The sequence below is a fragment of the Oryzomicrobium sp. genome (assembly GCF_036820405.1).
Lineage (GTDB): Bacteria > Pseudomonadota > Gammaproteobacteria > Burkholderiales > Rhodocyclaceae > Oryzomicrobium.
The window spans coordinates 123765-137729 of record NZ_DAISLS010000011.1 but is presented as its reverse complement, the minus strand read 5'-3'; the positions used below and the strand labels follow the sequence as shown (position 1 = coordinate 137729).

11 protein-coding genes are annotated in these 13965 nt (G+C 68.4%); 8 read left to right on the top strand and 3 right to left on the bottom strand.

The genetic code is table 11. From position 1 onward, the window contains the following. The first annotated feature begins 13 nt into the window (after positions 1–13). The 8 genes from V7Z98_RS12290 (at position 14) to V7Z98_RS12255 (ending at position 8607) form a co-directional block, all read left to right on the top strand. On the top strand, positions 14–1294 hold the full coding sequence (locus V7Z98_RS12290; RefSeq protein ID WP_293264334.1) for a methyl-accepting chemotaxis protein: 1281 nt from the start codon (positions 14–16) through the stop codon (positions 1292–1294). Positions 1295–1322: 28 nt separating this feature from the next. Continuing rightward, a complete protein-coding gene (locus V7Z98_RS12285; protein ID WP_334158301.1) occupies positions 1323–1640 on the top strand; it encodes an STAS domain-containing protein in 318 nt (105 codons plus the stop codon). Then, positions 1633–3837 carry a chemotaxis protein CheA gene (locus V7Z98_RS12280; protein WP_334158299.1) on the top strand — a complete coding sequence of 735 codons (2205 nt, stop codon included), beginning with the start codon at positions 1633–1635 and terminating at the stop codon, positions 3835–3837. The genes V7Z98_RS12285 and V7Z98_RS12280 overlap by 8 nt, the downstream gene beginning before the upstream one ends. A 63-nt stretch (positions 3838–3900) precedes the next feature. Next, positions 3901–5535: a methyl-accepting chemotaxis protein gene (locus tag V7Z98_RS12275; RefSeq protein ID WP_334158296.1), complete on the top strand. Its 1635-nt coding sequence runs from the start codon at positions 3901–3903 to the stop codon at positions 5533–5535. Positions 5536–5545: 10 nt separating this feature from the next. Further along, positions 5546–6121, top strand: coding sequence for a chemotaxis protein CheW (locus tag V7Z98_RS12270; RefSeq protein WP_334158295.1), 576 nt, complete (start codon positions 5546–5548; stop codon positions 6119–6121). Then, positions 6114–6947, top strand: coding sequence for a CheR family methyltransferase (locus tag V7Z98_RS12265; RefSeq protein ID WP_293264344.1), 834 nt, complete (start codon positions 6114–6116; stop codon positions 6945–6947). The genes V7Z98_RS12270 and V7Z98_RS12265 overlap by 8 nt, the downstream gene beginning before the upstream one ends. A 20-nt stretch (positions 6948–6967) precedes the next feature. After that, complete coding sequence (locus V7Z98_RS12260) at positions 6968–7513, top strand: chemotaxis protein CheD (RefSeq protein WP_293264346.1); 546 nt, start codon at positions 6968–6970, stop codon at positions 7511–7513. Next, a complete protein-coding gene (locus V7Z98_RS12255) occupies positions 7510–8607 on the top strand; it encodes a protein-glutamate methylesterase/protein-glutamine glutaminase (protein ID WP_293264348.1) in 1098 nt (365 codons plus the stop codon). Before V7Z98_RS12260 ends, V7Z98_RS12255 begins: the two co-directional genes overlap by 4 nt. A 44-nt stretch (positions 8608–8651) precedes the next feature. Here V7Z98_RS12255 and V7Z98_RS12250 read toward each other — a convergent pair whose 3' ends face one another. The 3 genes from V7Z98_RS12250 to V7Z98_RS12240 form a co-directional block, all read right to left on the bottom strand. Next, a complete protein-coding gene (locus tag V7Z98_RS12250) occupies positions 8652–12206 on the bottom strand; it encodes a bifunctional diguanylate cyclase/phosphodiesterase (protein WP_293264350.1) in 3555 nt (1184 codons plus the stop codon). Between the two features lie 145 nt (positions 12207–12351). After that, positions 12352–13053 carry a fumarylacetoacetate hydrolase family protein gene (locus V7Z98_RS12245; RefSeq protein ID WP_334158291.1) on the bottom strand — a complete coding sequence of 234 codons (702 nt, stop codon included), beginning with the start codon at positions 13051–13053 and terminating at the stop codon, positions 12352–12354. Positions 13054–13110: 57 nt separating this feature from the next. Beyond that, complete coding sequence (locus V7Z98_RS12240) at positions 13111–13875, bottom strand: Nif3-like dinuclear metal center hexameric protein (RefSeq protein WP_293264354.1); 765 nt, start codon at positions 13873–13875, stop codon at positions 13111–13113. Positions 13876–13965 lie beyond the last annotated feature (90 nt).

Sequence of the window (13965 nt, the reverse complement as noted above, 5' to 3'; positions counted from 1 at the left end):
AGGAGCTTTACCGATGCCCCAGTCCCTGTTCGGACGGATCACCCTGGTCTACTTGGCCGTGGCCCTGAGCGCGGCGATCATCGTCTTCTTCGCCCACGACTGGTTCCACGACCAGCTTCTGACTGGCCTCGGCATCGCCCAACCCCTGGGCGACGCGGTGGGCACCGTGGTGATCCTGGCCGCGGCCTTTCTCGGCCAGCGCCTGGTGTCCATCGCCTTCTTCCGCGACTACGCCTACGGCATGGCAACCGCCGCCCAGGACATGACGGCCAAGGGCAGCGCCGTGCGCACCATTACCGACGAGGTGGCGGCCGAACTGGAAGGCGTGCCCGCCTTCAACGACGTGCTGCGCGGCCAACTCAAGGACGTGGTTGCCGAAACCGAGGGCGCCGCCTACCAGATCACCGAGCGGCTGCAATCCATCGACGATGTGGTGACCCGCCTCAACGACTTCGTCCAGGCCAGTTCCGACGAAGCGGCGCAGCGTATCGAGTCGGCCGAGGCCCGCATCTCCGACAACACCCACCTGATGTCGGAAATGCGCTCCTATATCCAGAACCGCCTGGAGGAGGCGGAACGGGACCAGCACCGGGTCAACCAGGTGGTCACCGACGCCCGCGAGCTGGGCACCCTCACCGGCCTGATCAAGGACATCGCCGCTCAGACCAACCTGCTGGCCCTCAACGCCGCCATCGAAGCCGCCCGGGCCGGCGAGGCCGGCCGCGGCTTCGCCGTGGTCGCCGACGAGGTGCGCAAGCTGTCCTCGGAGACCGAGGCCGCGGTACAGAAGATCAACCAGGGCATCTCCGGCGTGGCCGAATCCATCGCCACCCAGTTCCAGGACAAGCTTTCCAACTCCAGCCTGGACAAGGAGCGCAACGCCCTGGAAACCTTCGCCGAGCGGCTCGACGACCTGGGCAGCCGCTACGAGGAACTGATGCGCAGCGAGGCCGTGGTGCTCAGCACCATCCGCCAGTCCAGCGGCGAGCTGGCCCAGATGTTCGTCGAGGCCGTGGCCAGCGTGCAGTTCCAGGACGTCACCCGGCAGCAGCTCGAACAGATCGGCGAAGCCCTGAGCGAACTGGCGGCCCACGCCAAGCTGCTGTGCGAGCGGCTGCGCCAGTCCGACGACGAGACCCTGGCCTACCGCCCCCTGGCCGAACACCTCAACGACCTGTACGGCAAATACGTGATGCAGCGCCAGCGCGAAACCCACGCCAAGGCCCTGGGCCACGCTTCCACCACCGATGGCGGCAAGACCGCCAGCGCCCCGCCCCAGGTCGAGCTGTTCTGACCCCCACCGACGCACGCCAAGGCCCGCCATGCCCGCCCCCCTGCGCCTGACCTTCACCGACGACATGACCATCTACAACGCCGCCGCCCAGAAGGCCCAGCTGCTTGAGGCCCTGGACGCCGGCCAGGACCTGGAGGTCGACCTCTCCCTGGTGGCCGAAATCGACACCGCCGGTTTCCAGCTGCTGCTGCTCGCCAAGCGCGAGGCCTCCGCCCGGGGCTGCGCCGCCCGCATCGTCGCCCACAGCCCGGCGGTGCGCGAGGTCATCGACTTCTACCGCATGGCCGCCCACTTCGGCGACCCCCTGATCATTTCCGCCCGGGAAGGAGAACCCCAGCATGGATGAACTGCTCGCCGTCTTCGCCCAGGAGGCCCGCGAACAGGTGGCCGCCATGGAGGCCGGCCTGCTCCAGCTGGAGGACAACCCGGCCGACCACGACCTGATCAACGGCATCTTCCGCGCCGCCCACACCGTCAAGGGCGGGGCCGGCACGGTGGAATGCACCTTCATCGTGGATTTCACCCATGCCGTGGAAGGCGTCCTGTCGCGCATGCGCGACAGCGAGATCCAGGCCAACGGCGACCTGGTGGCCCTGCTGCTGGCCTGCTCTGACCACATGGCCAGCCTGATCGGCGTGCTCGAGGCCGGCCAGGAGGCCCCGCCCGACGATCTGGCCCTGGAGGGCCGGGACCTGAAGCACCGTCTGGAAACCGACTGGCTGGGCGCCACGGCCGGCCACCCGGCCGAAAAGATCGACCCGGTGCACGCCTCCGGCGGCGGCCCGGTGGCCGGCAGCGACTGCTGGCACATCTCCCTGCGCTTCGGCCAGAACGTGCTGAAGAGCGGCATGGACCCGCTCAACTTCCTGCGCTACTTGGCCACCCTGGGCAGCATCGACAGCCTGGAAACCCTGTCCGACGCCATGCCCCCGGCGGCCGAGATGGACCCGGAAAACTGCTACCTGGGCTTCGAGATCCGCTTCCGCAGCGGCGCCGGCAAGGCCGAGATCGAGCAGGTATTCGACTTCGTCCGGGACGAATGCGAACTGCGCATCCTGCCGCCCAACAGCCGCGTCAACGACTACATCGAGCTGATCGCCGCCCTGCCCGAGGACCCGTTGCGCCTGGGCGAAATCCTGGTGCGCATCGGCGCCCTGACCCAGGCCGAGCTGGACGAGGGGCTGACCCTCCAGGCCGCCCCGGCGGATACCGAAGCGGCACCTGCCCACCTGCCCCTGGGTGAAATCCTGGTCGAGCAGAAGCTGGTCCAGCCCGAAGTGGTGGAAGCCGCCGCCGCCAAGCAGAAACAGGTGGCCGACAAGAAGGCCGCCGAGGCCCGGCTGATCCGCATCCAGGCCGACAAGCTCGACCGCCTGATCGACCTGGTGGGCGAACTGGTGATCGCCGGCTCGGCGGTGAACCTGCTGGCCTCCAAGGCCGGGCTGTCCGACCTGGGCGAGGCCACCGAAGTGGTCAGCCGCCTGGTCGAGAACATCCGCGACCAAGCCCTGGCCCTGCGCATGGTGCAGATTGGCGAGACCTTCGGCCGCTTCCAGCGGGTGGTACGCGACGTCTCCCGGGAACTGGGCAAGGACATCGAACTGGTGATCCAGGGCGGCGAGACCGAACTCGACAAGAGCGTCGTGGAAAAGATCGGCGACCCCCTGATGCACCTGGTGCGCAACGCCATGGACCACGGGGTCGAACCCGCCGAAGCACGCCTCGCCGCCGGCAAGCCGGCCCGCGGCCGGCTGTTGCTCAACGCCTACCACGACTCGGGCAGCATCGTCATCGAGGTCGCCGACGACGGCGGCGGCCTGAACCGGGAACGCATCCTCAAGAAGGCCCAGGAAAAGGGCCTGGTGCCCCCGGGCCAGACCCTCACCGACAACGAGATCAACCACCTAATCTTCGAGCCCGGCTTCTCCACCGCCGACCAGGTGTCCAACCTGTCCGGCCGGGGCGTGGGCATGGACGTGGTCAAGCGCAACATCACCGCCCTGCGCGGCCGGGTGGACATCCAGTCCGAACCGGGCCGGGGCACCCGCTTCGCCATCCGCCTGCCCCTCACCCTGGCGATCATCGATGGCTTCCTGGTCGGCGCCGGGCGCGCCGCCTACGTGGTGCCCCTGGATGCGGTGGTGGAATGCCTGGAGTTGCAGATCGATTCCGACGCCCGCAACGTCATCAATCTGCGCGGCGAGGTGCTGCCCTTCATCCGCCTGCGCGACCTGTTCGGCATCGAAGGCCCCCGGCCCGTCCGGGAGAACGTGGTGGTAGTCAAGATCGCCGGACAGAAGGCCGGCCTGGTGGTGGACCAGTTGCTCGGCGAATTCCAGACCGTGATCAAGCCCCTGGGCGCCCTCTTCCGCAACCTGCGCGGCATCGGCGGCTCCACCATCCTGGGCAGCGGTGAGGTCGCCCTGATCCTGGACGTGCAGGCCCTGGTGCAGATCGCCAGCCGCACCGAGGAACAACGCCGGCCCGCCCCGGCCCGCCACGACGCCCTGCCGGCGCTGGCGGCCAGCCCGGCCAGCCACTGACATCCGACAGTCCCCCTTCGTTTTCGCCTTACCCAGATTCCCAAACTTCTGATCGGAGCCCTTATGTTCGGAAACCTACGCATCGGTGTGCGCCTTGGCATTGCCTTCGCCACCCTGCTCGCCCTACTGATCGCCATCTCACTGCTGGCCGTCGGCAAGCTGAACCAGGTCAACGGCGAGATCAACCGCATCGTCAACGAGCGCTTCCCCAAGGTGGTGGCGGCCAACGCCATCATCGACCAGCTCAACCTGGCGGCGCGCACCACCCGCAACATGCTGCTGCTCGACAACCAAGAAGCGATCAAGCACGAAGCCGACCGCATCCCGACGGCCAGCAAAATCATTTCCGAGCAGATGGCCTTCCTGGAGAAGGAAGCCCAGACTGCCGATGAAAAAGCCACCATCGAGAAGGTCAAGACCGCCCGGGCCGCCTACACCGAACAACTGCGCAAACTGATCGGCCTGATGGAAAAGAGCCAGCGCAGCGAAGCCCTGACGGTGATGATGGGCGACATGCGCGCCACCCAGCAGGCCTACTTCAAGGAGCTGGAAGCCCTGATCGCCCAGGAGACCAGGACGATGCAGGAGGCCGGCAAGGCCGCCGACGCCCTGGCCCAGGCCACCCGCACCCAGCTGATCATCGCCGCCGCCGTGGCCGTGCTGATCGCCCTGGTCTTCGCCGTGTTCATCACCCGCAGCATCACCCGTCCCCTGGGCGAAGCCGTGTCCGCCGCCAACCGGCTGGCCGAAGGCGACCTGACCCTGACCCTCGACGCCCAGCACAAGGATGAAACCGGCCAGCTGCTGTCGGCCATGGGCCACATGGTCGGCAAGCTGTCCCAGATCATCGGCGAGGTGCGCGGCGCCGCCAACGGCCTGTCCTCCGCCTCCCAGCAGGTTTCCGCCACGGCCCAGAGCCTGTCCCAGTCGGCGTCCGAGCAGGCCGCCAGCGTCGAGGAAATCACCTCCACCCTGGAACAATCCGCCGCCTCGGTGACCCAGAACTCCGAAAACGCCAAGGTCACCGACGGCATGGCCGCCAAGGCCGCCCAGGAAGCCGGTGAAGGCGGCGTCGCCGTGACCGAGACGGTGAGCGCCATGAAGAAGATCGCCGACCGCATCGGCATCGTGGACGACATCGCCTACCAGACCAACCTGCTGGCCCTCAACGCCGCCATCGAGGCGGCCCGGGCCGGCGAGCACGGCAAGGGCTTCGCCGTGGTCGCCGCCGAAGTGCGCAAGCTGGCCGAACGCAGCCAGGTGGCCGCCCAGGAAATCGGCGAACTGGCCGGTTCCTCGGTCAGCCTGGCGGAAAAGGCCGGCCGCCTGCTCGATGAGATGGTGCCCTCGATCCGCCGCACCTCCGACCTGGTGCAGGAAATATCCTCGGCCTCCGAGGAGCAGAACTCGGGCATCAACCAGATCAACCAGGCCATGAACCAGCTCAACCAGGCCACCCAGCAGAACGCCTCGGCCTCCGAGGAGCTGGCCGCCACCGCTGAGGAAATGGGCGCCCAGGCCGAACAACTGCAAGGCCTGATGCTCTTCTTCCGCGTCGCCGAGGACGGCCAGCGCAGCGCTCCGCGCAACACCGCCGCCAGCACCCCGCGCAGCAGCGCGGCCCCCCGCGCGGCGGTTCCCGCGGCCTCCCGCCCCGCCCCCCTCGCGCTCGACGAGCGCGACTTCGAACGCTTCTGAGGAGATCGCCATGGGCCAGATCGTTCCCCACGCCACCCTGCCCGCCCAGGCTCCCGCCGGAGCCCTGGCCGCCGCCGGTGACGCCCACCAGGTGCTCACCTTCACCCTGGGCGGCGAGCTGTTCGCCATCGGCATCCTCAACGTCAAGGAAATCATCGAGTACGGCCAGGTCACCGAGATTCCCATGATGCCGGGCTTCATCCGCGGGGTGATCAACCTGCGCGGCGCCGTGGTACCGGTAATCGACCTGTCGGCCCGCTTCGGCGGTGCCCAGAGCACGGTGGGCAAGCGCACCTGCATCGTCATCGTGGAAGCCCCCACCGGCGAGGACGGCCTGCGCCACGACATCGGCGTGGTGGTGGACGCGGTGTCCGAGGTCCTCGACATCCCCGCCGGCGACGTAGAGCCGCCGCCGGCCTTCGGCGCCCGCCTGCGCACCGACTTCATCGCTGGCATGGGTCGGGTGGCCGGCCGCTTCGTCATCATCCTCGACGTGGCCAAAGTGCTGTCGGTGGATGAACTGGCCCTGCTCTCCAGCCTGGACGGCGCCCCGGCCCAGGCCAGCCACGCCACTCACGATGCCTGAGGCTGCGGTCCCCCAGCCCTTCCGGGAGATCGGCGCCCTCACGGCCCGGGAATTCGCCCTTTTCCGCGACCTGATCTATTCCCTGGCCGGCATCGCCCTGTCGGACGGTAAGCAGGTGCTGGTATCGGGGCGCCTGATGCGGCGCCTCAAGGAACTGAGGCTGACCAGCTACGGCGACTACTATCGCCTGGTCACCTCGGGCCAGCACGCCGACGAACAGCAGCGCATGGTGGATTTGCTCACCACCAACGAAACCTATTTCTTCCGCGAGCCGAAGCACTTCGACTTCCTCGCCCAGGTGGCCGCCGAGCACGGCAAGCGCCCCTTCCAGGTGTGGAGTGCCGCCAGCTCCTCGGGGGAAGAAGCCTACACCATGGCCATGGTCCTGGCCGAAACCCTGGGGCTCGACGCCCCCTGGCGCATCTTCGGCTCGGACATCAGCCGCCAGGTGCTGGCCCGGGCCGAGCGCGGCCATTACTCGCTGGACCGCACCGACGGCATCCCCCCCGGCCTGCTGCGCAAGTACTGCCTGAAAGGGGTGCGCAGCCAGGCCGGCACCTTCATGATCGGCCGGGAATTGCGCGAACATGTGACATTTCGCCCGGTGAACCTCATTGCTCCCCTGCCGGACGTACCCACCTGTGATGTAATCTTCCTGCGCAATGTCATGATCTACTTCGACCTGGAAACCAAGCGCCAGGTCGTGGCCAATCTGGCATCCAGGCTCAGGCCCGGCGGGCACTTCATCGTCGGACACTCGGAAACCCTCAACGGCATTTCCGAAACCCTGAAAAGCGTGGCCCCCACCATCTACCGCAAACCCTGACGTCCAGGCCACCGCCGCCCGTGCCCTTGCCCCCCGCCCGACATCCCGCAGAAAACACCGAGGCAGAACCACTGACCGAGGTCTTCCTCAATCCGGGGGAATTCCATTTCGGCGGCGGCCGGACCCGCATCCGCACCCTGCTCGGCTCCTGCGTGGCCATTTCCCTCTGGCATCCCCAGCGCCGCATCGGCGGCCTGTGCCACTTCATGCTGCCGACCCGGGCAGCCAAGGCGGCCATGACCGCCCAGGACGGCCGCTACGCCGATGGCGCCCTGGCCCTCTTCGACGCGGCCATCCGGCACGCCGGCTGCCGCCCCGACGAATTCGTCGCCAAGGTGTTCGGCGGCGGCAACATGTTCCCCGGCCGTGAGGCCAAGGCCGGGCTGGAAGTAGGCCAGCGCAACATCGAGCAGGCCGAAGCCCTGCTCAAGGAACGCCGCATCCCCATCGTCGCCCGCCACCTGGGCGGCGACGGCCACCGCAAGCTGGTTTTCGACATCTGGAGCGGCGACGCCTGGCTCGCCTTCCAGGAAGCCCCCCGCGATCTGCCAAGGACATCCCCATGAGCACTCCCATCAAGGTCATGATCGTGGACGACTCCGCCGTGGTGCGGCAAGTCGTCCGCCAAACCCTGACGAACGCCCCGGGTATCGAGGTGCTCGGCGCCGCCCCGGACCCGCTCTTCGCCCTGGAGCACATGCGCCGCCAGTGGCCCGACGTGATCGTCCTGGACATCGAGATGCCGCGCATGGACGGCCTGACCTTCCTCAAGAAGATCATGGCCGAGCGCCCCACCCCGGTGGTGATCTGCTCGTCCCTCACCGAAAAGGGCGCCCAGGCCACCATGGACGCCCTGGCCGCCGGCGCCGTCTCGATCATCACCAAGCCCAAGGCGGGGCTCAAACAGTTTCTTGAAGACGCCCATTCCGACCTGGTCGGCGCCGTCAAGGCCGCCGCCCGGGCCAACGTGCGCAAGCTGATTCCCTCACTGCCAACCGTAGGAGCCGATGGCGTGCTCAAAGTGCCGCCCAAACTCACCGCCGATGCAATCCTCTCCCCGGGCCTGGGGACGGGGGCTGCCATGATCGGCACCACCGAAAAGATCGTCGCCATCGGCACCTCCACCGGCGGCACCCAAGCCCTGGAGGCCGTGCTGACCAGGCTGCCGGCGGTAAGCCCAGGCATCGTGGTGGTCCAGCACATGCCGGAAAAATTCACCGCCCTGTTCGCCGAACGGCTCAACAGCCTCTGCCAGATCGAGGTGCGGGAGGCCAAGCACGGCGACCGGGTACGCCCCGGCCTGGCCCTGATCGCCCCCGGCGGCAAGCACATGCTGCTGTCGCGCAGCGGCGCCCAATACACCGTGGAGGTGGTGGACGGCCCCCTGGTGAACCGGCACCGGCCCAGCGTGGACGTGTTGTTCCGTTCCTGCGCCAAGTTCGCCGGCAAGAACGTGCTGGGCATCATCATGACCGGCATGGGCGACGACGGCGCCCGGGGCCTCAAGGAGATGGCCGATGCCGGGGCCAACACGGTGGCCCAGGACGAAGCCACCTGCGTTGTGTTCGGCATGCCCAAGGAAGCGATCAAGCTGGGCGGCGCCAAGACGGTGCTGCCCCTGGAGAAGATTCCCGAAGCCATCCTGGCCTCGGCACGCTGATCCCGCCGCCGGCGGACCAACCCCCCGCCGGCCGGCTCCGCACCTCAGGCCCCGGCCGTTTCCTGGAACAGGTAGGCGTCGCGGAAGGGTTCCGGCGCCACCGGCGGGCTGATCAGGTAGCCCTGCATGAAGTCGCAGCCGAGGCCGGCCAGGAAATCGCGCTGGTCCTCGGCCTCGACCCCTTCGGCCAGCACCAGCAGCTTGAGGGAGCGGGCCATGTTGACGATGGTGGCAGCAATGGTGGCATCGTCGGCGCTGCTGGCGATGTCGCGCACGAAGGTGCGGTCGATCTTAAGCTTGTCGAGGGGGAAGCGCTTCAGGTAGGCCAGGGACGAGTAGCCCGTGCCGAAGTCGTCGATGGACAGGCTGACGCCGCGCGCCTTGAGGCGGTGCAGCACCTCCACCGCCCGCTCCCCGTCTTGCATCATGATGCTCTCGGTCAGTTCCAGTTCGAGCAGTTCCGGCGGCAAGCCGCTATCGGTCAGAGCCTGGGCCACCGTCTCTTCCAGGCCGGCATGGCGGAATTGCAGGGCGGACAGATTCACCGCCACCGGCACCGGTACCAGCCCCCGGGCTTCCCGGTCCAACTGCCATGCCCGGGCCTGGCGACAGGATTCGCGCAGCACCCACTCGCCCAGGGCGATGATCAGGCCACAGTCCTCGGCCACCGGGATGAAGCGCCCCGGCGGCAACAGGCCCAGTTCCGGATGCTGCCAGCGCACCAGGGCCTCCATGCCCACCAGCCGTCCTTCCTCCCCACGGCGCAGGCTGACCTGGGGCTGGTAGTGCAGGATGAACTCGTCGCGCTCTAGGGCGCGCCGCAGGCTGGTTTCCAGGGACAGGCGCTCCAGCACCCGCGCATTCATGTCGGCGGTGAAGAAATGGAAGGCGTTCCGCCCCGATTCCTTGCTGTGGTACATGGCGGTGTCGGCGTTCTTGACCAAGGTCGCCGCATCCAGGCCGTCATCGGGGAAGACGCTGATGCCGACGCTGACGGTCACCATCAGGTCGTGGCCGTCCACCGCGTAGGGCCGTCCCAGCGAGGTCAGCAGCTTGCCGGCCACCACCGCCGCATCCTGGGGCGAGTCGATTTCCGGCAGCAGCACCACGAACTCGTCGCCGCCCGGACGAGCCACCGTATCGGTGCTGCGCACCTCGGTCTGGATGCGCCCGGCCACCTGGCGCAGCAGGGCGTCCCCCACCTGGTGCCCCAGAGAATCGTTGATGTTCTTGAACCGGTCCAGGTCGAGGAACAGCACCGCCAGTTGCCGCCGGTCCCGGGCCGCCTGCCCCAGGGCTTGGACCAGGCGGTCGGCCAGCAGGGTGCGGTTGGGCAGGTCGGTGAGGGGGTCGTGCTCGGCCAGGTGGCGAATGCGGGCCTCGGAATTCTTGCGCTCGGTGATGTCGGCGAACACCGCCACGTAATGGCGCCGTGCGGCGCTCCCGGAGGCGGCGGCCTGGCTGCCGGCTTCGTCGTCCACCACGAAGATCGACAGCCATTCCGGATACACCTCGCCGTCCTTGCGCCGGTTCCAGATTTCCCCCTGCCAGTTGCCCTGGTAGTTGAGGGACTGCCACATGGCAGCGTAGAACTCCGGGCCGTGGCGGCCCGAGGCCAGGATGCGCGGGTCCTGGCCGATCACCTCGTCGGGCTGGTAGCCGGTGATGGCGGTGAAGGCCTTGTTCACCGACAGGATGCGGTTGCCGGTATCGGTGATGACGATGCCCTCGCCGGAGCCGGCGAAGACGGTGGCCGCCAGTTGCAGTTGGGCCTCGGCCCGGCAGCGGGCGGTGATGTCGTGGATGATCGAATAGGTGAGCCGCCGACCCCGCACCTCCATGACCCCGGCGTGCACTTCCACCTCGCGGATCTCGCCGTCGGCCAGGCGGTGGCGCAGGTGATAGTAGGGGCGCCCTTCCTGGTGGGCCAGGCGTTTTTCCGCCTCCACCTCCGCCGGTTCCAGGGCGCTGATGGTCCAGACCGACATGCCGGTGAGGCGGTCCCGGGAATAGCCGTAGAAACGGCACGCCGCCGGGTTGGCATCGACGATGCGTCCGGCCGCCGGGTCCGACAGCAGCATCACCGACGTATTGTTCTCGAACATCTGCCGGTAGCGGGCCTCGCTCTCGTGCAGCGCCTCTTCCCGGGAGCGGCGCTCGTCGATGTCCTCCACCATGATGATCAGCCCCTGGGCGGGCTGGGTCGCATCGAGCAGGCAGGCGTAGAAATTGGCCCAGAACACCTGGCCGGAACGGCGCCGGAAGCGCCGCTCGAACTTGGCCACCCCGCCATGGCCGAGCGCCGGATAGAGCTGCCGACCGAAGGATTCGAAATCCTCGCGGTCCAGGTAATAGGGTTCCACCGTCTGGTCGGCGGCCTCGGCCGGGGTCCAGCCGAACATGGTCTCGAACACCCGGTTGACCCGGATCAGGCGGCGGTCCTGGACCAGGCCGATGACGATGGGGCTGGCGTCGAGGATTGATTGCAGTTCGTTGGCCCGCTCCTCAGCCAGCCCGCGAGCCTCCGCCAGTTCCTGCAAGATCGAGCGGAACTCCTCGGCAATGCGGCCGATCTCGTCGCGGCTGGCCGGGGTCGGCGCCCCGGGGAACGCCAGGGGATGGCCCGGGTCCTCGCGCAGTAGGCGGACTTGGCCGCGCAACCGCGCCAGGGGCGCCAAGATGCGCCGGGCGCCGAACCACACCGCAATCCCGACCAGGGCGGTGCCCAGGACCAGGAAGGCCACCACGGTCCGTTGCAGCACGCGGATTGGCGCATAGGCTTCCTCCGTGGGCAGCACCGCCCCCACGACCCAGCCGGTGGAGCGGACCGTGCGGAACGCCAGCACGGCCGGCTGGCCGTAGCTGGTGACGCCGTCGCGTACGCCTTCGAAGCCGTGCAGGGCCTGGTCGAGCAGCGGGTTGGCTCCCACCGGCGCCGCCACCTTGAGGATGCGCTCGGGGAAACGGCTGACCAGGGCAATGCGGTTCTGGGTGACGACCGTGAAGTGGCCGGTCTTGCCTACTGGCCGGGTGGCCAGGCCGCCCAGGAAGTTGGGCTGGTTGACCCGCAGCAACCCGGCCAGGTAGCCGGCCACGCCGCCTTGGGGCGTCGGCACGGGTACCAGCACGGCCTGGATCGGCTCCTGAACGACCGGCCCCCGGTAGGGCGGCGGCACGATCACGCCGCCAGGAGTGGCGGCATCGCGGCCATAAGGCAGATAGGGGCGGAAGTTATCCCCGGGCAGCCCCACCCGCCCTTCCAGGGGCGGATAGTCGGCCATCACCGCGCCGTTGGGGGTGAGCAGCAGCAGGTCGTCGAAGAGTTCCTGGAGTGCCTTCTGATCGGCCAGGAAGGCCATGGCCCGGTCCTGGCGCAACGCCGTGTCGGCCGTCGCGGCGGCGGCGGTCAGGGCCGCGGTGCTGATGCGCATGCGCGCATCGACCTCGCTCGCCACCTGGGTCACAAGGGTGAACTGCTGATCGGCCAGGGTCTGGCGCAGGCGCTCCTGGGTCAGCTGCAGCTGGACCAGGGCGCCGATCCCAAGCAGCGCGGCAACGATCAGAGACAGGATCAGGGTGGACTGGGTCTTGAACCTCATGACGCCCCGGCGCCTCCCGGAAGGGCCGAAGGGAAAGCGGACAGGGCGTGGGAAGTCATGGCCCTATATACACGATGCCAGCACCGCCGCGGTATGACGGATGCCACACCGCGGCACAATCGGCACGCCGTTCACGCGCTGGGGATCAGGCAAAAGTCACGGTCAGGCCACCGACGCCCTCGACCCGCCCCTCCAGGCGGTCGCCCCGGACCACGGCGGCCACCCCGGCCGGCGTACCGGTGAAGATCAGGTCGCCGGCACGCAGCTCCACCAGGGTGGAGAGGTTGGCGATGACTTCGGGAATGGTCCAGATCATCTGGTTGAGATCGCCCCGCTGGCGCGCCTGGCCGTTCACCGCCAGGGTGACGGCCCCGGCGGACGGGTGGCCGATGGCCGAGGCCGGCGCCAGGGCGGACACCGGCGCCGATTGGTCGAAGCCCTTACCCATGTCCCAGGGGTGGCCCTTTTCCTTGGCCCGGGCCTGCAGGTCGCGGCGGGTCAGGTCCAGGCCGACGCCGTAGCCGAACACCTTGCCCAGAGCCTGGTCCACCGGAATGTCCCGCCCCCCGTCGCCGAGGGCCACCACCAGTTCGACTTCATGGTGCAGGTCCTTGGTAGCCGGCGGATAGGCCACGGCCACCGCTGCCGCGGCAGCGTCGCAGGGCACCACCGCGTCGGTGGGTTTGTAGAAGAAAAACGGCGGCTCCCGGTCCGGATCGTGGCCCATCTCCCGGGCGTGGTCGGCGTAGTTGCGGCCGACGCAGAAGACACGGCGCAGGGGGAAACGGCCGGTGCTGCCGGCCACGGCCAGGCTGGGGAATTCGGGACGGGGCAGGACGAAGCTCATGGGGGTTCTCCGTGGGGTCTTGGGGTGTTGTTGTGGGTCGGGCGAAAAAACCGGGACTCAGACCGGGTTGTCGATGTCGACGAATTCCCATTCCAGCCCGAACTGCTCCGCCAGCCTGGCGGCCAGGGCCTGGACGCCGTAGCGCTCGGTGGCATGGTGGCCGCAGGCCAGGTAGGCGACGCCGCTCTCCCGGGCCAGATGCACCGTGGGTTCGGAAATCTCACCGGAGATGTAAGCATCGGCCCCGGCGGCGATGGCGGCCTCCAGGTAGCCTTGGGCGCCGCCGGTGCACCAGGCGATGCGACGCAAAGGCTTGTCCTCGCCGACCACCAGCGGTAGCCGGTCGAGGGCCTGTGCCGCCCGCCCGGCCAGGCCGGACAGGGTCAGCTCGACGTCGGGGCGGCCGATCCAGCCGATATCCTGCTCACCGAAACGCCCTTCCGCCACCAAGCCCAGGCGCCGGGCCAACTGGGCGTTGTTGCCCAGCTCCGGGTGGGCGTCCAGGGGCAGGTGGTAGGCCAGCAGGTTGATGTCGTGGTCGAGCAGCGTCTTGATGCGCCGCTGGCGGATACCCACCAGGGCCGGATTCTCGCCGCGCCAGAAATAGCCGTGGTGCACCAGCACCGCGTCCGCCCCCCGGGCCACTGCCGCATCGAGCAGCGCCTGGCAGGCGGTCACTCCGGCGACGACCTTGCCGATCCGGGGCCGGCCTTCCACTTGCAGACCGTTTGGGCAATAATCCTTGAACCGCGCCGCTTCCAGGGTTTCATCGAGGTAGCGGACCACGTCGGCGGTGGCCGCCGATGTTGTCGTCATCGCCATCCGTACACCTCCGGACGTCCCCGCATCGTCGGGGCCCGCGTCCCCATCATCGGCGTGGAGAACGACTCCACCCCTCTCGCTGTCTTCATT

Coding starts and splice junctions, on each gene's coding strand:
- V7Z98_RS12245 (WP_334158291.1), bottom strand. CDS start 13,053: ATGAGCTTCGTCCTGCCCCGTCCCGAATTCCCCAGCCTGGCCGTGGCC.
- V7Z98_RS12275 (WP_334158296.1), top strand. CDS start 3,901: ATGTTCGGAAACCTACGCATCGGTGTGCGCCTTGGCATTGCCTTCGCC.
- V7Z98_RS12240 (WP_293264354.1), bottom strand. CDS start 13,875: ATGGCGATGACGACAACATCGGCGGCCACCGCCGACGTGGTCCGCTAC.
- V7Z98_RS12255 (WP_293264348.1), top strand. CDS start 7,510: ATGAGCACTCCCATCAAGGTCATGATCGTGGACGACTCCGCCGTGGTG.
- V7Z98_RS12280 (WP_334158299.1), top strand. CDS start 1,633: ATGGATGAACTGCTCGCCGTCTTCGCCCAGGAGGCCCGCGAACAGGTG.
- V7Z98_RS12270 (WP_334158295.1), top strand. CDS start 5,546: ATGGGCCAGATCGTTCCCCACGCCACCCTGCCCGCCCAGGCTCCCGCC.
- V7Z98_RS12290 (WP_293264334.1), top strand. CDS start 14: ATGCCCCAGTCCCTGTTCGGACGGATCACCCTGGTCTACTTGGCCGTG.
- V7Z98_RS12265 (WP_293264344.1), top strand. CDS start 6,114: ATGCCTGAGGCTGCGGTCCCCCAGCCCTTCCGGGAGATCGGCGCCCTC.
- V7Z98_RS12250 (WP_293264350.1), bottom strand. CDS start 12,206: ATGAGGTTCAAGACCCAGTCCACCCTGATCCTGTCTCTGATCGTTGCC.
- V7Z98_RS12285 (WP_334158301.1), top strand. CDS start 1,323: ATGCCCGCCCCCCTGCGCCTGACCTTCACCGACGACATGACCATCTAC.